Annotated in this window: 23 protein-coding genes; 16 read left to right on the forward strand and 7 right to left on the reverse strand. The window is 50.4% G+C overall.

The window, feature by feature from the left end:
* Positions 1–21 precede the first annotated feature (21 nt).
* Positions 22–576: a histidine phosphatase family protein gene (locus V4U84_RS17730; RefSeq protein WP_334074154.1), complete on the reverse strand. Its 555-nt coding sequence runs from the start codon at positions 574–576 to the stop codon at positions 22–24.
* 84 nt (positions 577–660) lie between these two features.
* Here V4U84_RS17730 and V4U84_RS17735 point away from each other — a divergent pair, with 84 nt between their 5' ends.
* Together V4U84_RS17735 and hemH are read left to right on the forward strand one after the other, a co-directional pair.
* Positions 661–1,059: a hypothetical protein gene (locus V4U84_RS17735; protein WP_334077621.1), complete on the forward strand. Its 399-nt coding sequence runs from the start codon at positions 661–663 to the stop codon at positions 1,057–1,059.
* A 93-nt stretch (positions 1,060–1,152) separates the two neighbouring features.
* Positions 1,153–2,169, forward strand: coding sequence for a ferrochelatase (hemH, locus tag V4U84_RS17740; protein ID WP_334074156.1), 1,017 nt, complete (start codon positions 1,153–1,155; stop codon positions 2,167–2,169).
* Positions 2,170–2,250: 81 nt separating this feature from the next.
* Here hemH and V4U84_RS17745 read toward each other — a convergent pair whose 3' ends face one another.
* Positions 2,251–2,634: a RidA family protein gene (locus V4U84_RS17745; RefSeq protein ID WP_334074157.1), complete on the reverse strand. Its 384-nt coding sequence runs from the start codon at positions 2,632–2,634 to the stop codon at positions 2,251–2,253.
* A gap of 150 nt (positions 2,635–2,784) precedes the next feature.
* On the opposite strand from V4U84_RS17745, the gene V4U84_RS17750 reads away from it, so the two are divergent.
* Positions 2,785–3,666: a copper amine oxidase N-terminal domain-containing protein gene (locus V4U84_RS17750; RefSeq protein ID WP_334074158.1), complete on the forward strand. Its 882-nt coding sequence runs from the start codon at positions 2,785–2,787 to the stop codon at positions 3,664–3,666.
* Between the two features lie 635 nt (positions 3,667–4,301).
* Here the strand turns inward: V4U84_RS17750 and V4U84_RS17755 are convergent.
* On the reverse strand, positions 4,302–4,679 hold the full coding sequence (locus tag V4U84_RS17755; protein ID WP_334074159.1) for a DUF1634 domain-containing protein: 378 nt from the start codon (positions 4,677–4,679) through the stop codon (positions 4,302–4,304).
* 1 nt (position 4,680) lies between these two features.
* Positions 4,681–5,514, reverse strand: a complete 834-nt coding sequence (locus tag V4U84_RS17760; RefSeq protein WP_334077622.1) for a sulfite exporter TauE/SafE family protein — start codon at positions 5,512–5,514, stop codon at positions 4,681–4,683.
* Between the two features lie 344 nt (positions 5,515–5,858).
* Between V4U84_RS17760 and V4U84_RS17765 the strand changes: the two genes are divergently transcribed.
* The 7 genes from V4U84_RS17765 (at position 5,859) to ahpF (ending at position 11,994) form a co-directional block, all read left to right on the forward strand.
* Positions 5,859–6,689, forward strand: coding sequence for an acetoacetate decarboxylase family protein (locus V4U84_RS17765; protein ID WP_334074161.1), 831 nt, complete (start codon positions 5,859–5,861; stop codon positions 6,687–6,689).
* Positions 6,673–7,440, forward strand: coding sequence for an SDR family NAD(P)-dependent oxidoreductase (locus tag V4U84_RS17770; protein ID WP_334074162.1), 768 nt, complete (start codon positions 6,673–6,675; stop codon positions 7,438–7,440). Before V4U84_RS17765 ends, V4U84_RS17770 begins: the two co-directional genes overlap by 17 nt.
* A 54-nt stretch (positions 7,441–7,494) precedes the next feature.
* Positions 7,495–7,878, forward strand: coding sequence for a YmaF family protein (locus V4U84_RS17775; RefSeq protein WP_334074163.1), 384 nt, complete (start codon positions 7,495–7,497; stop codon positions 7,876–7,878).
* Positions 7,879–8,041: 163 nt separating this feature from the next.
* Positions 8,042–8,260, forward strand: coding sequence for a hypothetical protein (locus V4U84_RS17780; protein WP_334074164.1), 219 nt, complete (start codon positions 8,042–8,044; stop codon positions 8,258–8,260).
* A gap of 215 nt (positions 8,261–8,475) precedes the next feature.
* The gene (locus V4U84_RS17785) at positions 8,476–9,558 is read left to right on the forward strand and encodes a bifunctional transcriptional activator/DNA repair enzyme AdaA (protein ID WP_334074165.1); all 1,083 of its coding nucleotides are present in this window, start codon (positions 8,476–8,478) and stop codon (positions 9,556–9,558) included.
* Positions 9,559–9,886: 328 nt separating this feature from the next.
* A complete protein-coding gene (gene ahpC / locus V4U84_RS17790) occupies positions 9,887–10,450 on the forward strand; it encodes an alkyl hydroperoxide reductase subunit C (protein ID WP_334074166.1) in 564 nt (187 codons plus the stop codon).
* Between the two features lie 14 nt (positions 10,451–10,464).
* Positions 10,465–11,994: an alkyl hydroperoxide reductase subunit F gene (gene ahpF, locus V4U84_RS17795; RefSeq protein WP_334077623.1), complete on the forward strand. Its 1,530-nt coding sequence runs from the start codon at positions 10,465–10,467 to the stop codon at positions 11,992–11,994.
* Positions 11,995–12,262: 268 nt separating this feature from the next.
* Here ahpF and V4U84_RS17800 read toward each other — a convergent pair whose 3' ends face one another.
* Complete coding sequence (locus tag V4U84_RS17800; protein WP_334077624.1) at positions 12,263–12,499, reverse strand: hypothetical protein; 237 nt, start codon at positions 12,497–12,499, stop codon at positions 12,263–12,265.
* A 608-nt stretch (positions 12,500–13,107) separates the two neighbouring features.
* On the opposite strand from V4U84_RS17800, the gene V4U84_RS17805 reads away from it, so the two are divergent.
* Positions 13,108–16,356, forward strand: a complete 3,249-nt coding sequence (locus V4U84_RS17805; RefSeq protein ID WP_334077625.1) for a cellulase family glycosylhydrolase — start codon at positions 13,108–13,110, stop codon at positions 16,354–16,356.
* A gap of 96 nt (positions 16,357–16,452) precedes the next feature.
* Here V4U84_RS17805 and paiA read toward each other — a convergent pair whose 3' ends face one another.
* A complete protein-coding gene (paiA, locus tag V4U84_RS17810) occupies positions 16,453–16,971 on the reverse strand; it encodes a spermidine/spermine N(1)-acetyltransferase (RefSeq protein WP_334074170.1) in 519 nt (172 codons plus the stop codon).
* A 25-nt stretch (positions 16,972–16,996) separates the two neighbouring features.
* Positions 16,997–17,449 carry a MarR family winged helix-turn-helix transcriptional regulator gene (locus V4U84_RS17815; RefSeq protein ID WP_334074171.1) on the reverse strand — a complete coding sequence of 151 codons (453 nt, stop codon included), beginning with the start codon at positions 17,447–17,449 and terminating at the stop codon, positions 16,997–16,999.
* A gap of 189 nt (positions 17,450–17,638) precedes the next feature.
* Here V4U84_RS17815 and V4U84_RS17820 point away from each other — a divergent pair, with 189 nt between their 5' ends.
* The 5 genes from V4U84_RS17820 to V4U84_RS17840 all read left to right on the forward strand — a co-directional run bounded on the left by V4U84_RS17820 (position 17,639) and on the right by V4U84_RS17840 (position 20,534).
* On the forward strand, positions 17,639–17,764 hold the full coding sequence (locus V4U84_RS17820) for a hypothetical protein (protein WP_334074172.1): 126 nt from the start codon (positions 17,639–17,641) through the stop codon (positions 17,762–17,764).
* A gap of 63 nt (positions 17,765–17,827) precedes the next feature.
* Entirely contained in the window at positions 17,828–18,364 is a 537-nt protein-coding gene (locus tag V4U84_RS17825) for a hypothetical protein (protein ID WP_334074173.1), read from the forward strand.
* 1 nt (position 18,365) lies between these two features.
* Complete coding sequence (locus V4U84_RS17830) at positions 18,366–19,022, forward strand: PspA/IM30 family protein (protein ID WP_334074174.1); 657 nt, start codon at positions 18,366–18,368, stop codon at positions 19,020–19,022.
* 26 nt (positions 19,023–19,048) lie between these two features.
* Positions 19,049–19,864, forward strand: coding sequence for a hypothetical protein (locus V4U84_RS17835; protein WP_334074175.1), 816 nt, complete (start codon positions 19,049–19,051; stop codon positions 19,862–19,864).
* A gap of 181 nt (positions 19,865–20,045) precedes the next feature.
* Positions 20,046–20,534: a nitroreductase family protein gene (locus V4U84_RS17840; protein WP_334074176.1), complete on the forward strand. Its 489-nt coding sequence runs from the start codon at positions 20,046–20,048 to the stop codon at positions 20,532–20,534.
* Positions 20,535–20,804 lie beyond the last annotated feature (270 nt).

The following is a 20,804-nucleotide window of genomic DNA, read 5'->3' on the forward strand; positions in this document are numbered from 1 at the left end:
AGTATTTTTTGCCAAGGGGCTTTACAATATGCGTTTTACAAAATGGTTACCGTCGTTGTTGTGGGTGATAGAATAGGCAGCAGGGTTAGCGAGCGCCATCATCCGGTCGAAAGAAAAAGCGGGCTCATACTGCCGGATCAACAGCGCCATCGAAATCCGGTGCGTAATCAGAAGAAACCCTTCATTGAGATTAAGCAATTCATGCGTCAGTTCAAGCACCCTTGAGGCCACTTCCCGGTTCGATTCCCCGTTAGGGAACCGCAAATCCACATTTTCATCGTGCTTCCGCAGTTCGTCCAGCAGTACGCTTCCATCCTCAGGGGCGCTGCCCAAATTGCGTTCCACCAATCGCGGGTCGGCTTTCATTTCTTTTTCCAATCTTCGTGCCAAAAGAACCGCGGTTTGTCCCGCACGCAAGTAAGGGCTGGTAACAATCCGGCTAAAATCGGTGAAACCTTGTTGAATCAGCAAATCTACCAAGCGCTCCACTTGTTCAATTCCTTTAAGCGTCAAGGGAGCTTCGGGTTCATTGCCGGAGGCTTGACCATGGCGAATCACATAGAAGGTTTGAGACACGGGCGACACTCCTTCTGCAGGAAAGTAACTTTCTCTAAAAATTGGATAAACGCGTATCCGGAGGTTGAGGGAGGTGGAGGAATTATGGAAAACAGCCCCCGATATGTTTGTAAATCAGCAAGAGAATCCCTTATTGAAAAATTAGGGTTACCTGAGCCTGATGAGTTTTGTCAGGATTGGGAATACGTTGTTGCGAACTCATCCCGTTTAGAAGAGTTTCTTGCATTTTATGGAAAAGGTTCACTGAATAGTGAAGAAAAATTTGCTCTTATGGTGATTATCGTATCTTCATTTAATGATCACCTTAGTGAATATGATTTTGATATTGTGATCTGGAACAGAATCAGGCATCTTCTTGAAGAAGATATGCAAATCCATGTGAATACCATTTTATATTGGTCGCTGGAGGGGGAAGATTTGGAGGATTGTTTTCCAATTACTCGTTACATGAGGGAAATAGAGATTAGTCCCTCTCGTGATTGATGGGATAGAGCGAATTTGTGAGCAGACTAATAGCCTGGGAGGCCCGGATGGTGGAAAATAAGGCAAAAAGCGATACGAACGGAGTTGTTGTCTGTGCCAACCCATCCATCGATCGGTGTTATTCTCGCCCAAATTGGAACGCCGTCCATGCCGGAAGCGAAGGCGGTGCGTTCTTATTTGCGGCGATTTTTGTCGGACCGGAGAATCATTGACCGGAGTCCCTGGCTGTGGCAGCCGATCCTCCAGGGAATTATCCTTCGGACGCGGCCCCGAAAGTCGGCCCGATTGTACCGACAAATTTGGACCGAGGAAGGGTCTCCGTTATTGGTGAACTCTTTTCGTCAACAATCCGCTTTACAGGAGAGATTGGGTCCGAAGTTTCAAGTGGAGCTGGGACTGGCGTACAGTGACCATAGCATAGAAAAGGCCATGCAGCGCTTGGAGCAAGCGGGAATCGGCCGCGTTCTCGTTGTCCCGCTGTTTCCCCAATATTCTTCAACAACAACGGCTTCCGTCTATGATCAGGCCTGTTTTGCCGCGCTTGGCCGTGCCAGTTCCAAGGCGCCGGCCCTCAAGCGGCATGTTCCGGCGCTCCGGTTTGTGGAGCCCTATTACAAGGACCCGGGATATATCTCTGCGATGAAGGCGCACTTGCTCCGCCATATGGAGCGGTTGAATCGGGAGCCGGATCGGGTGGTGCTGTCTTTTCACGGGATTCCCAAACGGTATGTGGACACCGGAGATCCTTACCCTGAACATTGCATGGAGACGGCGCGGCTGCTCGCTGAAGCTATGGGCTGGCGGGAGGACCAGTGGCAGGTAGCGTTTCAATCCCGATTTGGCCCGGAGGAGTGGGTTGGACCTTCCACGGATGATGTGATCGGGAGTTTGGCGAAACACGGAGTCGCCCATCTCCTGATCTTTGCCCCCGGTTTTGCGGCCGATTGTCTGGAGACGCTGCATGAGCTGGATATCGAAGGACGGGATCACTTTTGTGCTTCCGGCGGGCGGGCTGAGCAGTTTCATTATGCCCCCTGCCTGAATGATCAGCCGGAATGGCTGGATTTCTTGGCAGGGCTGGTTGAGCGGAATGCCGGGGGCTGGGGATGACCTGAAATTTCCGCGAATCTAGCGGCTGCACTTTTTTCGAAAAGTACGACTGCTTCCCACGCACCGCCCCCGTCAGCGGAGTTAGTCGGTATGGGCAATAGCGCTGATTTCGACTAACTGCTCGGGAAACGCCAGGGAGGATACACCGATGAGACTGCCGGCTGGCCGATGTTGTCCCATGTATTCCTTAAACAGCCCGATGACCGGCTCGGCATGCACTTCCGCGTTGGTTAGATAAACTTCCACATAGGCGAGGTTCGATCTGGTTACACCGAATTCCCTCAATACGCGGTCGAGATTCTCCAGGGTTTGCCGCGTTTGCGCCTCGATATCGCCCTCGCCAATGAAGGCCCCCTTCATGTCGTGGGCAAATTGCCCCGAAATGTAGACCGTTCCGTTGACGCTGTAACCTTGGGAGATGCCGTGATCCCAAAGATCGTGATTGTACATTTTTACTTGAGCCATGTTGTTCTCTCCTTTTATCTGAAAGTAAGGTCAGTATAAAAGGAGAGGACGGCAAAAAGAAGTACGCACTTTTTTGATAGCTACTGTCAGAAAGGATAGTGCAGAAGCGGAGTAAGGTTGACGCTATAGGGTTTCTGGAGGGATATTAGGATGAAAAAAATGACGGTGTTGTTTATTTTGCTGATCGATGCGATAAGTTCATTCCAGGTTGCGGCGGCAGAAATGGCGGCCAGTGAGATGGAAGTGATTGTGAACGGCAACTTTGTGCGGATGGAGGTTCCTCCCGCCGTTATCGACAACTATACATACCTGCCGATCCGGGCGCTGTCATCTTTGGGATTATCTTATAGGTGGGAGCCCGGCTCCAAGACGGCTGTGGTTCAAAACAAGGCAGGGGACGAATTAAAAATTACCGTGGATCAGAAAACAGCCACAAAGAACGGGAAGTCGCTCGGCATGGAGACGCCTGCCCGAAGTCAAGCAGGACGCGTGCTGGTTCCCGCCCGATTTGTAACGGAGGCGCTGGGCTATCGGGTTCAGTATGAATCCATTCGCAGCTTTGTTTTTATCACATCCCCGGATTACCAGACGGATCGCCGTCTGTTGGAGCAGAATGATTTGCAGATTGCGCGCGCAACAGCGATTTCGCTGCCGATTACCACCCCTTTTAAGCCTCTTGCGGCTAAGACATATAAAGATCATGCCTACTTTTTTCCGGGCGGAAGGGCCGATGTTTATGCGTTTTACGATGGATATACGACCTCTGTGATAGAGATTAAAGATGGCAAGGCCATTCTGGCGGGTCAATGGATTCAATCCCCTCAAGGCAATGAATATTTGGGGACAGCAGGTACGGTGTTTCTGTTGAGTGACCCTGCTTTGGAGCCTTTAATTCAGACAGGGGTGAAGTTTTCCAGAACAGGGAACGGGATTACCACAGATTATTGGCAAGAAGGGAGAAAAGAAGGCACCTTTACTAGCCCTTACAAGGTATATTCCGATTTCATTCAACGCGTCCCGGAGAATCTATGAATGAGGACTAAGGACCTCCCCAGTCGACGTGCCGCCAAGTGCACTAACAAGAAGCTGTCCCAAAAGAAAACTTTGGAACACCCTCACCAACAAAATAGGATGTTATCGTAAAAACCAAAGAGCTAAGTGGTCTGTTTTCCCTTAGCTCTTTGGCTTTTGGCGTCTATGGCTGTTTTCTTAAAGTGCCACCGCCGGAGTCTACACATTAACGGGAAAATCTCCCGTTAATGTACCGCTCTTGGCTCTTGGATCGGATTTAGCTGGAAAAGCTCCATCTATTTCGCGGCCCAATTGCGTATATACACAATTTCAGGCGAATTAACGGGAGGTTTTCCAGCTAAATCGCCTCTGCAGCCGCATGCGCACCAAATTAACGGGAAGAATTCCCGTTAATTTGAACCAAACAATTAATGTGCATCCAATCATACTTTTGAGGAGCACTTTGGCGACGTTATTCCCACAGAACAAATATATGGAAGCATGGAAGAGCTGATTGATATCGTGAATAAAAGCGTGAAGGAAGGGAAGAATCTCCTTCCTGAGTATTACGGTTACTAAAGATATTAACGGACTTCTGACAAAAAAATAGACCGCCCACAGGAAGGTACGGTCTATTTCTGTTCCAGCGTTTAACCTCAACCTGCTTTGCCGAGCAAGAAGCTGGCGATCAGAATGACGAAGACGACTGCTGTGATCAGGACAAAACGGTAGTCTTTTTCCGCCCAAAACACAAACAGCGATACGAAAACGCGGAACACCGGGGTCAGGATGAGCAGCAGCAGTCCGGCCTGGATCACTGCGGCCGCCTTTAGGGCGAACAGCCCTGTCATGATGTCCCCAAAATCGGTAGGGAAGGTATCTTCCGGGTAACCGCTGTCCCCAGTCACCAGGAATAGCAGCAGGCCGGTGATGATCACCGCGGCTGCCAAAAGGACGCCGATTCGCAGCATTTTGCTAATGATGATTTCAACTTCAAAGGCGCGTTTCTTTTCCGCCGGATGGCCTTCGTTCATGTTAACCCCTCCATCCCTGATAGATCATTTGGCACGCGATATAGATCATCACCGGAATGAACAGCTTGCGTATTGTTTTGCTTTTCATCCGCTGCATGATGCGCGACCCGACGGTTGCCCCGACGAGAACGCCCAGCGCTACCGGGGCCGAGATAATCGGAATGATGTCGCCGCGCAGCAAATAAATGCCCGCGCTGGCCGCCGCCGTAACCCCCATCATAAAATTGCTGGTGGCCGTGGATACTTTCAGCGGCATTTTCATGAACACGTCCATCGCCATCACCTTAAAGCTGCCGCTGCCGATGCCCAGTAAGCCTGAAACGACGCCCGCACCGTACATGACCCCGAAGCCTTCATAGACCCGGTCGACGTTGTAGGCTACCTGCTTGCCCACCGCCTTGTCGTAATACTCTCCCTGCAGCCCCAGTTTCTCCGCGACGGGGTGAAGCCTGACGCTCGCCGGGATTTCCTCCTTGCCCTTTTTGATCATGGCGTAAGCCGAATAAAGCAAGAGCACCGCGAAGATGAAAAATAAAAACCGCGGCGCGATCAGCGCCCCGAGAAAAGCCCCCGTAATCGCCCCGACGGTCGTGGCGATTTCCAGAAACATGCCGACCCGCAAATTCGTGATCCGGTCGCGCAAATACGCCACGGCCGAACCGCTGGACGTGGCGATCACGGATATGACGCTTGCCCCAATCGCATGATTAATGTCGACGCCAAACAGCAGAGTGAGCGCAGGCGTAACGATAATACCCCCGCCCAGACCTAGAATCGAGCCCACGATCCCCGCCAATATGGCAATCAGAAAAATTTCAATGACGGTCGTTGTCAAAACTGCATCCCCTTTGCTGGTCATTCTTCACGACGCTATGTAAAAGTGCCGCAATACATCCTGTTCCTTTCGTCAGTTTCCAAGTATAGCACTTTGTATTTGGGACTTCATCCTTAAGTTTCGGAAAATCCTGCCGATTTGTTGACGAAATGCTTCCCCATGAGGTTAGAAGCCCAGGTTGGCAGAATACTTTGAAAAAAATATACAATTTATTTATAATGTATAATTTTTATACATTTTTATCTAATTGTATATATAATTTGTTATATATTGACATTATCCTGGGGTTGAACCAGAGTTTGGTGTTGTGTTGAAAATCCTGTTAAAGCAAGGGAGGCACTAGGATGGGAAGTTTTGTGAAAGACCCGAAGGCGATCATGAGATTCAATAACCGACCGAAAACATTTTATGATGCGGAGGTTCTTACGGTTTATTGGGAGACCCGGCGTGAGATCATTGAACGGATCCTTCCGGCGCCGCTCAAAGCGGCCAGTAGGCCGCTGGTTCATGCTTTTGTCGCACATTATCCCAGAACCAGCTTCTCGCTTCCTTACAGCGAAGCGGCATTATTCGTACTGGCGGACTATCATGGGGAGGTCGGCACCTATTGCTTGTCCATGCCCATCAGCGATGACGTGGCCATGGGGCTGGGAAGAGAGATTTGCGGCTTTCCCAAGAAGATCGCGGATATAGAGATGAAGAAGGACGGAAATCTTGTGGAAGGAACGGTAAGGCGGCATGGGATCGACTTTTTTCGGGTGAGAGCCCATTTGAACGGGAAGATGAATGCGGAAGACGGACAGAAGGTTATCGATGAATACTATGGCCATGATTTGGCGGTCTTCAATATTAAATACTCCCAAGCTATAGACGGCAGTGGATTCGATTTAAAGCCAACGCTTGTAAAACAGAATACAACGATGGACGTTCGTGTGCTTCGAAAAGGGGAAGTCGAAATCAGCATGCAGGATTCGCCGCACGATCCGTGGGCGGAGTTGGAAGTCGTAAATTTGCTGGGGGGTGTATACACGGTCAGCGATACGGTTCTCTTAAAAGGGACGATGCTGGAGCAACTGAAGCCCGATGAATTTCTGCCATATTCGTATCTGAGATGGGATTGGTGGGAGGATACTCCCGCAGAAGGAGGAGATGGACGATATGGAGAATCCGTTTGATTTAACCGGCAAAGTTGCCGTGGTTACAGGCGGTTCCGGCGGAATTGGCTTTGAAATCGCCAGAGTTTTTGCTGTCCAGGGGGCCGACGTGGCGCTGCTTGATAAGAAGGCGGATCATCTGGAAGCCCAGGCCGGGAAAATCCGGGATTGCGGAAGAAAGGCGATTTCTGTCCCCTGCGATGTGACGAAGGAAGAGGAGGTCAGGGAGGCCGTTAACAGGGTGTTGGATACATTTTCAAAAATAGACATTCTCGTGAACAACGCGGGCGTTGCGGGGGCCGGGTCGGTCGATCAATTGGAGGAATCGGAATGGGACGCCGTGGTCGATCCGAACCTGAAGGGCATCTATCTCATGTCCAAGCATGTCGTCAAGTATATGAAGCAAAGAAAATACGGGAAGATCATTAACATGGCTTCCGTTTGCGGGCTTGTAGGGAGTAAAGCCGTGCCCCTTCACGCCTATTCGGCGTCCAAGGGAGCGGTGGTCAATTTAACGAGAGCCATGGGAGCTTCCTACGCACAGGACGGCATCACCGTGAATGCGATCGGTCCAAGCCTGTTCAGAACGGAAATGACGGAAGCCGCATTATACAAAGGCGATTTTTTGAAAATGTACAATAATCTATGCCCCATGGGAAGACCCGGAAATCCCGAAGAATTGAATGGGGCGGCCCTATATTTTGCCTCGGATGCTTCCAGCTATACGACAGGCCAAACTTTATTTGTGGATGGCGGCTGGTCGGCCGTTTAATTCGTACGCAAACGCACCTTTTCTCATAAGATGTGGTATGAGAGGAGGTGACGTATGAGAAACATTCCCGTAAAGGGTTATTTGATGGATCAGCATGATAACGATTCAAAGCATTCGCATAAGTTGTTCATTACGTCTTGGGACGGTCGGCCGGTTCATACCCATCCGTTCAAGGGCGTGACTTCCTTCGATGTCGGTCATGATCACCACTACGCCGGGGTTACAGAACCCGCTCCCAATGGTGTGCCGCATGTTCATGGTTATTTTGCGGTTACCTCGTTTAACGATGGGCATGAGCATATCATTCGAGGAAGGACCGGACCGGCTATTCCTTTGCCGAATGGAGGCCATGTCCACCACTTTGAGGGCCATACCACGGTGAATGGGCGTATCCCCCATGTCCATGCCTACAGAGGAACGACTGGTAACGAATCCTGATGAAGGAGCTTGGGTAGATCAAAAAAAGCCGGTTTCCGCTCTTGGAAATGGGCTTTTTTGATTTGGTGTGATAAACATCACCGTAAATAATGTTCAAATTTAAAATAATAGAAGTACCTATAATAATACTAGAGAAAGTCTATTGTGAAGGAGGCATGAGAACATGGCAATCCGCCGTGGCCCCGTGGCACAAGATTATATTATTGAGCGTGTGACGGATTTGTTCCCGTGCAGGGTGTTGTGGAGCGAAGGACGTCCGTGCTTGGAGTATGGCAGTACGGAGGAGCTGGAGAAGATCGGTGAATACGTAAATGGAACCTTTGGCGTAGAGCTGCTGGATGTGTTTTTTACTACCGTGGAAAGTCTTCCGCCGGATCTTTAACTCTGGTCCATATCATCTGCCGCTTGACGATACCGGGGAGCATCCAACAAAAAGCAGTGACTCTGACACTTCGGAGTCACTGCTTTTTGTTGCTGAAGGCAAAAAAATCAATGCCCGATTTTCGGCGGAACGATGTCTCCGGACACGTTATAATCGGAATTGTTACTCGTGAAGGTGCTTCAACCTTCAAAACCGCATAAAAAAGGAGGAGCAGGATGATACCGGCCGACAAGAAACAAGTGTATTATCAGGCGCTTATCGATAAAAAGTCGGAGTATGAAGGGATTTTTTATGTCGGAGTGAAGACAACCGGTGTATTTTGCCGACCTACATGCCCGGCGCGAAAGCCTAAATTTGAAAACTGCGAATTTTATGAGACGGCCAAGGAAGCTCTGCTGGCCTCATTCCGCCCCTGTCAACGCTGCCGCCCCTTGTCTCATCCAAACCATGTCTCGGAGCTTGTCCGCAAATTAGTCGAAGCGGTAGAAGAGAACCCGGAACATCGCTGGAAAGAAGAAGATTTTCGCAGATTATCCGTGGATGCGTCAACGGCTCGCAGGCAGTTCAAGAAAAGATTCGGAATGACGTTTGTTGAATATGCGAGAGCCCGGCGCATGGGCATCGCCTTAAAGCAGATCCGGTCCGGCAGCGCGGTTATCGATGCGCAGTTGTCCACGGGGTATGAATCGGGCAGCGGGTTTAGGGACGCGTTTTCGCGGATTATGGGAGCCGCGCCTGCCCAACTGGGCGAGCAGCAGATTTTGAAGGCCTCGTGGTTGGATACGCGCCTGGGTCCGATGGTCGCCATCGCCGACGAACAAGCCCTATATTTGCTCGAATTCGTGGACCGCAGAGGACTGGAGCGCGAGATAGAGCGCTTGAGAAAACGCACAAAAGCCGCAATCATTCCGGGCAGCACACCGCCGATCGCTTCGATCGAAAGGGAGCTGACGGATTATTTCGCAGGCTGTCTAACGGAATTCAAAACTCCGGTGAAACTGCTGGGCTCGTCTTTTCAGCAAGAGGTGTGGGAACAACTGCGCAAAATTCCGCCGGGTCAGACGGCTTCGTATGCCGGCCTGGCCGCGGCGATGGGAAAGCCGAGTGCTTATCGCGCCGTAGCCCAAGCCAATGGAGCCAACCAGTTGGCGATCATGATTCCATGTCACCGCGTGATCAACTCGAACGGCGATTTGGGCGGTTATGGGGGAGGCCTATCCCGGAAACAATGGCTGCTTGACCATGAGAAGGGTGGGGGGGTGGCGGAGAAATTCATACATACGCCACAAACAAAATAGGGGATGCGGAGGAGTTGGTTTTGGAGACCAAGAATATGTTTAATATCTTCTTATTTGGAAGTGAGTTGATATCCATGAACGATATCATGGTCGGTATTTTATGGAGACAGTTTGAACCAGCGTTGAAAATGTTGAAGCAGCTAATCGGCATATTTTTTGTTCACTTCACATTAAATCATGAAGACTTTATGAAGTTGCTTGTAATTGAGAACGGTTCGCATATAATAATTAGTATAAATATAAAGCATAGCAAGTTAAGGGAATGGGATACACTATCTCTAACTCTATGCTGTTTTACGAAACCAAATTTCCAGGAGGTACGAAAATCATGTCATTGATTGGAAAAGAAGTCCTGCCTTTTAAAGCACAAGCTTATCAAAACGGAAAATTCATCGAGGTTACCGAGGCCGATCTTAAGGGAAAATGGAGTATTTTCTGCTTCTATCCGGCTGACTTTACGTTCGTTTGCCCTACTGAACTTGAAGACCTGCAAAATCAATATGCCACGCTGAAAGATCTGGGTGTTGAAGTTTACTCCGTTTCGACAGACACACATTATGTACACAAAGCTTGGCACGACAGCTCCGAAGCGATCGGCAAAGTAACTTACATTATGATCGGCGACCCTTCCCATACGATCTCCCGCAACTTCGATGTGTTGGTTGAAGAAGAAGGCGTTGCTAACCGCGGTACGTTCATCATCGATCCGGACGGTGTCGTTCAAGCGATCGAGATCACGGCGGAAGGCATCGGGCGCGATGCAAGCACATTGATCGACAAAGTGAAAGCCGCTCAATACGTTCGGAATCATCCAGGCGAAGTATGCCCTGCGAAATGGAAAGAAGGCGGCGAAACTCTGAAACCAAGCCTTGACCTTGTAGGCAAAATCTAAGGAGCGTTAAAATCATGAAACTGGATGCAGATATAAAGCAACAACTGGAACAATACCTCCAGCTCATGGAAGGCAATGTTCTGCTGAAAGTCAGTGCAGGAACCGATTCTGTATCCAACGACATGCTGGACCTCGTTCAAGAGTTGTCCAGCATGTCGGACAAAATTTCAGTTGAACAAACCACGTTGCCCCGAACTCCAAGTTTTAGTGTCAATCGGGTAGGGGAAGATACGGGGGTTACCTTTGCTGGAGTACCGTTAGGCCATGAGTTTACCTCTTTGGTGCTGGCTTTGCTGCAAGTGAGCGGAAGACCGCCCAAAGTGGAACAAAGCGTTATCGACCAGATTAAAAGCATCAAAGGCGAGTACCACTTCGAAACCTATGTCAGTCTGACCTGCCATAATTGTCCCGATGTGGTGCAGGCGCTGAACATGATGAGTGTCCTGAATCCCGGCATCACCCACACGATGATTGACGGCGCGGCATTCAAGGAAGAAGTGGAACGCAAAGAAATTATGGCGGTACCGACGGTCCACCTGAATGGCGAATTTTTCGAGAGCGGACGTATGTCCATTGAGGATATTCTCGGCAAAATGGGCACTTCGGACGCGTCCGAGTTCGAAGGTAAAGAGCCGTATGACGTGCTGGTGGTCGGCGGCGGGCCTGCCGGTGCCAGTGCAGCGATCTATGCGGCACGTAAAGGCATCCGCACCGGGATTGTAGCCGAACGCTTCGGTGGTCAGGTGAACGATACGCTGGGCATTGAGAACTTTATCAGCGTGAAGTACACAGAAGGTCCCAAGCTCGCGGCCAGCCTGGAAGAGCATACGAAGGAATACGGCGTCGACATCATGAAGGGACAGCGTGCGAAGCGTCTGGAGAAGAAAGAACTCGTTGAACTTGAATTGGAGAACGGTGCGGTTCTGAAGAGTAAGACCGTCATCATTTCCACCGGGGCCCGTTGGCGCAATCTCGGCGTACCGGGCGAAGCGGAATTCAAGAACAAAGGCGTGGCTTACTGCCCGCATTGCGACGGCCCTCTGTTCGCGGGCAAACATGTCGCGGTGGTCGGCGGAGGTAACTCCGGGATTGAGGCGGCGATCGACCTTGCCGGGATCGCGGAGCATGTTACGGTGCTGGAATTTATGCCGGAATTGAAAGCCGACTCCGTACTGCAGGATCGCCTGAACAGTTTGCCGAATACGACCGTCCTCAAAAACGCCCAAGTGAAGGAAATCACAGGTGACACTAAAGTAAACGGTGTAACTTACATCGAGCGTGCGACCGGAGAAGAGAAGCACATCGAGCTTCAGGGCGTATTTGTCCAAATCGGTCTCGTGCCGAATACGGATTGGTTAGGCGATACGATAGAGCGCACCCGCATGGGCGAGATTGTCGTAGACAGTCACGGCGCGACCAACGTTCCTGGCGTATTCGCCGCAGGGGACTGCACCCATACTCCATATAAACAAATTATCATTTCGATGGGATCAGGCGCGACAGCAGCCCTAGGCGCATTTGATTATATGATTCGGAATCAATAGTTTTAGATATCTGGCGGTTGACTTAATCGCTTATTAACGGGAATTCCTCCCGTTAATTTACCGCTATTGGCTCTTGGATCTGATTTAGCTGGAAAAACTCCATCTATTTCGCAGCCCAAACGGCCGGGAACCAAATTTCAGTTAAATTAGCAGGAGGTTTTCCAGCTAATTTAACTCTGTAACCGCATAGGTGCCCAATTAACGGGAGGAATTCCCGTTAATTGGGGCACCGTCCCTTCAAGCGTATATCGCTGCTCAAAAACCCGCTCTATGAGCGGGTTTTTGAGTACCCTAAAACAAATTCCAAAACCGAAACGGAATAACCCGCCGCTTCCGCCCGGGTGGCGACTCCCCGGCCGTCTTCAAACGTTTCGTGATACACCGTAACCGTGCCTGCCTCCGGGATCGGCGCCGCAGCGAGTGCATCCGGAGCAAGCCAGCTTGACGGGATCAACAAGGCTGCGGCGAGCAGGATCATGATGGTGGGCTTCATCCTTTTACTCATTCATGGCACTCCCCTCAGTGATATGGTCTCACAACAACAAGGTAAAGCGCTTACATATTGTGAAGAACGTTCCCTCCTTTCGGTACCAGATCATACCATCTTTTCAAGGGACCGACCTTAACCAAATTAAAGGATTTTCCTTGTTTTTCTTAGGTCATTTCTCTTCTTAATGAAAGAGGATGATAACTTTTTTAAAATTTGTTATTTAAGTACATTGACTTTCCTTATAACAGGATATAAATTATGGATAATTCAACGGATACAAGCGCTTAACCGTTACTTTGCATAATCCTCAATACATCCCGCCTATCACTCTCAATCCGGAATAAACTTTCAATCCCTTGACACGAAACTACAGGAAGCATTTCACCAAACCGCAGCAAACGTCCTAGATGTTTTCAAACGAACCTATTTGAAAACATTTATATAAGTTTGAGCACCTTACACCCGCTTTTTGTCAAACCCAAAATGATAGCGCTTACCAAAGAGGTTCGTGAAAGGGGGGATGTGTTGTAGATTGATTAAAATTTAAAACATTTTAAACAAATGACAGGAGACACAAAGTGTAAGGTGTTTCAAAAAGTAATCCATAAATAGGAGGTCAAGGAATGAAGAGGATTTTAGCCTGTGTGGTCGTATTTGGTTTGCTATTTAGCCTCATACCGTCAATGAATGCGGGAGCTGGAGCGGCCGCGGTCAATCTGGCCCAAAACAAGCCGGCGGCGGCAAGCACTGTGGAGGATTCCGATAAAACACCGGCCATGGCGTTCGACGGGAATGCTTCAACGAGGTGGTCATCCGTTTATTCCGATCCGCATTGGATCAGCGTCGATCTGGAAACGGTCCGTGAGATAAACGGGGTCCTGCTGAACTGGGAAATTGCTTACGGAAAATCCTATCAAATTCAAACCTCCTTGGACAATCAACAGTGGGACACCGTTTATTCCACAACGGAAGGGGACGGGGGAATAGACCAAATCTCCTTTGAAACGAAGTCCGCCCGGTATGTGAGGATGTACGGAACGCAAAGGGGCACTCAGTGGGGCTATTCTCTTTGGGAATTTGAAGTGTACGGTCCGGACGGCACGCCTGATACTGCGGCCCCTTCCGCTCCCGCCAATCTTGCTGTCTCCTCCAAAACCGATACGACCGTAACCCTTGCCTGGACTGCGTCCACGGATAATGTAGGGGTAACCGGCTATGACATTTACCGCGGATCGGCGCTCGCAGGTTCAAGTGCCACGACAAGTTACACCGTAACGGGCTTAACGGCGAACACCGAGTACAGCTTTACGGTCAAAGCCAAAGACGCCGCAGGCAATGTGTCGGGAGCGAGCGGTGAAGTAAGGATTACAACCAGTCCTGTCTCAACGCACACCGGGTTCTACATTGACGGGACGACGCTTTACGATGCGAACGGAAACCCGTTTGTGATGAGGGGGATCAATCATGCGCATACGTGGTACAAAGATCAGCTCTCCGCCGCCATCCCCGCGATCGCCGCGACAGGCGCCAACACGGTAAGAATCGTGCTTTCCGATGGCCAACAGTGGTCGAAAGACAGCTTATCCTCTATCCAGAATCTTATTACGCTATGCGAACAAAATAAGCTGGTCGTCGTGCTCGAAGTCCATGATGGAACCGGATCGGACAGCCAAGCGGTCTTGGACAACATCGCAAATTACTGGATCGAAATGAAGAGCGCCTTAATCGGCAAAGAAAAAACCGTGATCCTGAATATAGCGAACGAATGGTATGGCTCATGGGATGGAGCGGGATGGGCAAACGGCTATACGTCCGTCATCCCCAAACTCCGGAATGCCGGCATCAAGAACACGATCATCGTGGACAGCGCGGGATGGGGGCAATATCCGCAATCGGTTTTCGACTACGGGACCCAGGTTTTTAATGCCGACCCTCTTCGAAATACGATGTTTGCGATTCATATGTACGAGTATGCCGGAGGAAACGCCTCGACCGTCAAGAGCAACATAGATCAGGTATTGAACAAGAATCTGGCCCTCGTGATCGGCGAATTCGGAATCCGGCATACGAATGGGGATGTGGACGAGGCCACGATCATGAGCTATAGCGAGGAAAAGGGCGTAGGTTATCTCGGCTGGTCCTGGAAAGGAAACGGTTCGGGGCTGGAGTATCTGGACATGTCCCACGATTGGGCGGGCACCAGCTATACCGAGCAGGGGAATATCCTCATCAACGGGCCGAACGGCATTCGGGCGACTTCGGAGATTTGTTCCGTTTATGATCATGCCCCGTCTGATCGTGAGGCTCCGTCACCCCCCGCGAACCTTACGGGGACATCGCCGGATTACTCCACGGTAGAGCTCGCCTGGAATGCTTCCACCGATAATGTCGGCGTGACCGGATATAATGTGTACAAGGACGAAGTATTGGTGGATATCAGTCCGACTACGACTTATCGGGTAACCGGGCTAAAGGCCAACATGACTTACACTTTTACGGTAAAAGCGGTCGATGCCGCGGGAAACTTATCCGAAGCGAGCAACCCGGCAAGCGTGAAAACCGCGGACAGCCACGATCAAACGGCGCCTACGGCACCTGCGGGCCTCACCGTTGTACCCGCCGTCACAACAGCGAATCTGTCCTGGACGGCATCCACGGACAATATTGGAGTGGCGGGCTATCAGGTGTACAGAGATGGAGTCCTGATCGGCTCCGTCCCGGCAACCGGGTATATCGCTTCAGGCCTGGAGGGGAATACAACGTACACGTTCACTGTGAAGGCTTTTGACGATGCGGGGAATGTGTCGGAGGCCAGCAATGCCGTCACGGTAACCACCGGGGACCCGAATCAACTGCCGGCGATCGATCCGGGCATCATCGACGATTACTCGAACTGGTACGTTGGGATTAACGGCGGTGATCAGCCGACGAATCCGACTGAAGCCAAGCTGGCCCCGCTTGAAAACGGCGGGTTAAACATGACCTTCGATCTCCAGAAGGAGAATTACCCCAGCTTTCAAGTGGATCCCAGCCCGGCGGCAGACTGGAGTTCTTTTAACCACATGAAGCTCATCATCACCAATCCGAATCCGGTTGAAATTCAACTGCAGCCGATTGTTAAAGACCGCACTTGGAAGTGGGTGGAACTTGGCCAGTACATCCAAATTCCGGCGAAAACGACCATGCTGGCTACCGTTCCGCTAACGGCTCTCTCCGATAAAGAAGTAAATCGGATCATTCTTAGGGTGCAAGGCGGAGGCGGCAATCTGAAGGGAAGCATTCAACTGCATACCGTCAGCTTTGATTTACCGGCCGACGCCTATGCGGCGACGATTGCCGAGATGAACCGTCCCAAAACCGCAAGTCATTATCCGTGGAACTTTACGGATTCGGCTTTTACGGGGAACATTTCGAGCGGCTTAAATGGAGAAACCGTGTTTGTGAATTACGCCTCTACCTTAAGCGATACGGTTGCGGCCGGCGTGGCGACCGAGACGAAGCCCGGTTTGGGGAAGGGGGATGACTGGTCCCGGTATGCCGGCATTTCCTCCACATTAACCAATGAAGGAACCAAGCCGATTCGCGTCTCCCTGGTGCTCCGGACCGGTACCGGATGGAATTGGGAAGAGACGGGAGGGCAAACCGCAACGGATCCTTCCGTCGAGCGGGTCATCGCGGCAGGGGAATCGGTGGACGTAACATACGCGTTCAATGCCCCGATCTGGAAATCCAAAGACACAAACTGGGTCCATAGTGCGCCCGTATCCCATCTGACGGACATTCGGGCCATCGCGTTCAAGGTATATGCGGGAACCGGCGAAACCGTAGAGGCGGGTACCCTGAATATCACGAACTTTGAGGTGAATTTCTAGGAGGACCCGTATAGTTCCCATATAATAAAACAAAAAGCAGGGGCCGCTCCCGGGTCATCCGTCGATGGCCGAGGGGCGCCCCTAATTAAATTTTTCTTATATAAGAGTTTTGGTCATTATAAAGTCCGTTTGTTCTTCATCACCCATATAAAAAGAGTGGGCTCCAGTTTGAACAAACCCCATTTTCTTATAAAAAGCAATTGCATTTTCATTTTTTTCCCATACGCCCAGCCAGATATTCTTTTTATTACGTTCCACCGCAATTTCCATAGCTTTATTCAGCAGATATTTACCAAGCCCATGTTTTTGGAATTTGTTCTTTATATAAATCCTCTCGATTTCAAGTGATGCGTCCCCCATTTCTTCGGACTGGGCATCATTGGTATTGACCTTTAGATATCCGGCGATTTCATTATTAAAATAAACAAAAAAGAATTGCGAAGAAATATGGGATAATTCTTGTTCTAATTGGTTTAAGTTAAAAGCCCTTTCCAAATAGGCATTCATATTTTCGGGTGAATTCTGATGCTTAAATGTCTCATTAAATGTTTCATAACTAATAGCTTGAAGTTGGTGTGAATCCTCAAGGGTACACTTTTTTAAATTTATAGTCATCTGAATATGTCGCTCCTTTATGTCATCAATAAGTTCTTTTGTTTCCCTTTTTTACAAAATCCCAGTCTTTTTCTATATTTTTTCTTACTCTTTGAAGAAGATTGAACATGGTTTCCGCTTCTCTTTCGGAGAATCCCTCTAATGCGACGCTATTGGAATAATCATGTTCTCTTTTTAAAAAAGGATATACACTTTTCCCTTTCTCTGATGGAAAGAGCATTTTAATTTTTTTGTTGTGTGTATCGTCTTTCTTTTCAATAAAGCCATTAATTTCAAGCTTTTTTATAGCGCGGGCTGCTGTAGTCCGGTCTACTTTTATCATCTCAGCCAACTTTTCTTGAATGACTCCCGGGTTTTCACAAATTCGTACAAGGTACAAATACTGCCCTTTTGTCAGGTCGTATTCTTTAAATTCAATATTACTTATAGAGTCTAATGCCCTTGCGATCATTCCAATTTCACGCAGAATCTCCTTCATAATTAACTCCTCAGCACATATTTTTGTTGCAAATGCAATAAAAATAATACATATTAAATTTAACCTAATTTTATTGTATTTGCAACAAAAACACGTCAATATCGCAAATTTTTGATGAGGTTGTTCCCGTTTGGGCATCGGACTTGAGGGAGCCCCGAGGTCACCGGAAGTGAATTTGGAGCTCCCTCCTTGTTTGCGTCAGCGCTTGTTTTCGCCGATCATCCGCAGCTCCTTGGCCTGGGCGATGGCACTCATGCGGCGGTTGACCTTCAATTTGGCAAAGATATTTTTTTGATGGACCCAAAAAGCATTTAAGATTCACTAAAGGTTCCTGCCCTAAGATAAGGCCATGGAGATCACGGAAGGAGGTGAGCGCCAATGAAACGATCTTCAATACTTCTGAGTATCGCTCTCGCAGGGATCGCGATCCTGCTGATTGCTTTAGCATTCAAAATGAGCATGGGTGCCCCGTCCGGCGAACCATTCCCACACCGCCAGGCATGGCATGATGGGATGAGGCACGGTCAGCACGGATTTGCGTTTGCGATGAAAGGTGCGAGGTTCGCGAAGCCGGAAATGGCCGGAGCGTCAGACTCAGCAGCCTCGGCAGGAACGATTCTGCTTCAACTGGCGGTCTTGCTCGGGGGCGTCGCTCTTTTTGTAAAAGGTACGGGGATTCTCAAATGGATCGGAGCCGTATTCGCGGCTTTATGTACCCTAAGTTTGCTGACGCCGCTTTGGGGCTTGATCGTGCTGCTTCTCGCTTTTTGGCTGTACAGACGGATTGCAAACCATCGTAACAATACATCCCCCCAGGCTCTTATCGCCTACACTTCTTCCATGGAACCCGGTGTAAGCCGAGGCCGCTTCTTGGATGAATGGGAACGGGATCAACATAAAAAGGAGGATGAATAACATGGGGATTTTCGGAAGAATTAAAGATATTGCCGCGGCAGACGTACATCGGCTGCTCGATCAGGTGGAGGATCCGGTCAGCATGGCCAAGTATTATATCCGGCAGCTGGAGGAGCAGATCGATAAGGTTCGCGCGGCGCTGGAAGTCCAAATCGCGGCGGAGCAGCAGTTCGATGTGCTGATCGCCAGAACCATCCAGGTGGTGGACAAGCGGTCCCGCCAAGCCGGGCTCGCCGTGGACCGCGGCGAGGAGGACATCGCGAAGCTGGCGATTCAGGAGAAGCTGCATCATGCGAAGCTGCATCAGACCTATACGGAGCAGCGCGAAGCGATCCGGCAGCAGATGGAGGCGCTTCGCGGGGAGATGGACCGTCTGCTCGACCTGCGCCGGGAGTTGAACGACAAGCTGACGTTTCTGATGGCGCGCATGAACGCGGCGGCGGCTTTGCGGGCTACGGCGCGCGCTGTTCCGGCCATCGACGCGGGCCGAATTTCCCGCGGATTCGATCAAATGGAGCAAAAAATCATGCGGCTGGAAGCAAGCACCCTGGCCTATCAAGCCGTGGGCCAACCGACTTCCCGCCTGGCGGACTGGTCGGAGCAGGATGAAGTGCAGGCGGAACTGGACAACCTCAAGGCAGCCAGACAAAGCTCATAAACCACTTAACTTAGGAGGAAACTTTCATGAATAAAAAAATACTGGCAGCAGGTGTGCTTGCATTGACTATCACATTGGGCGGCGGTGCCGCCCTGGCCGGACAGGCTTATGCCGCGGCGGCGGATACGGCCGCCGATACGCAGCAATCGTCCGCTTCAACGGACACTGCGGCGAAAGGGACGCTGAAAAAAAGAGGCGGCGCCAAAAAGCTGGACCATGCGGCGATCGCATCGCTGCTGGGGGTGACCGAGGAGGAGCTGCGGACGGCGCAGCGTGAAGGGAAGTCGCTGGCGACCCTGGCCGAAGAGAAAAACATCGAGGTACAGTCGGTGATTGATTTGGTTGCGGAGCAGCTAGCCGCGAATCTGGATGTGAAGCTGGCGGACGGCAGCCTGGCGCAGGATCAATATAACACGGAAAAAGCCGAAGTCTCGGCGAAAGCGGCGGAGCTGGTGAACCGGGTGTCGGATGGAAAAGGCGGGTTTGGCGGACACGGCGGAACTCATCTGGATAAGGAGGGTGTCGCTTCGCTGCTCGGGATGACGGCGGATGATCTGAAAACCGGCTTGCATGCGGGAAAATCTCTGGCTACCCTGGCTGAAGAAAAAGGCGTGGCCCAGAAATCGGTCGTTGACCTCGTCACGAGCGAGTTGACCACCGCGCTGGATGAGCGATTGTCCGACGGCAAGATTACGCAAACGGAGTATGATAGCCGCAAGGCCAGCCTAGCGGATAAAGCGCTGGAGATTGTCAACGGGACGCATACGCATATGGGGAAAGGCGGGCAGCAGGAATCCGGGACTAAAACAGACACGGATGAAGCGCAGACGACGGCAAGCTGATGATGAGAATCCCTCTGCTTCGAATGAAGCGGGGGGATTCTAAATGTTGATACAGCCCGGTAACTTAAGAAGTGGAGCAAGGTTGCTTTACTTTGACAATCCCCAGGAAGATGTATACATTTGTAATCGTATACTTGTCGTATACATAGGTATATGCCAGTGAAGGAGATGACGGAAAACCATGACAAAATTGACGGAGGCCATGAAGACCCGGAGAAATATCAAGATGTTTAAACCCGATCCGGTCGGTGAACAGGACTTAACCGCCTGGCTGGAAGCCGCAAGCTACGCGCCCAATCACCGGATGAACGAACCTTGGGAGATCCTGTTCATCGGGCCGGAGACGAGAGCGAGTTTGAACCATAAAACCGACTTTGGCGGTGCCCCAGTCGTACTTGCAATTTTATCCAAACCGGCTTCCACTCCTTTAGAGCGGGATGAGAATGTGATGGCCGTATCCTGCTTCATTCAAAACTTCATGCTGGCGGCTCATGAGGCGGGTGCGGGTGTGTTTTGGTCGTCCATCGGCGCCACGCCACGTAATCGCGAAGTTCTCGGCGTCCAGGAGAATTACGATGTCGTCGGAGTCTTGGGAGTCGGTTACCCGGCGGAAGTACCGGCGGCCAAGCCAAGAACGCCGATTACCTCAAAAATTGCGTATCTGCCTTGAGCGATCAACATCTGCTCTATGTGTAGGATAGCTGGCTTCTCGGAGGACATTTTTCCTATGGTATAATGTAAGAATCTTGGAGATTTCGTGGAAATCTTCTAACCTAGTTTTAGGTTAAACTTTGCCGGAATTCACCATGTAGATATCAAGCACCACCGTTGGAGTCTACACATTTAACCTCTATCATTAACGGGAAAACCTCCCGTTAATATACCGCTCTTGGCCCTTGGACCCGAATTAGCTGGAAAAGCTCCATCTATTTCGCGACCC

Source organism: Paenibacillus sanfengchensis, from assembly GCF_036864765.1.
GTDB classification, from domain to species: Bacteria; Bacillota; Bacilli; order Paenibacillales; family Paenibacillaceae; genus Fontibacillus; species Fontibacillus sanfengchensis.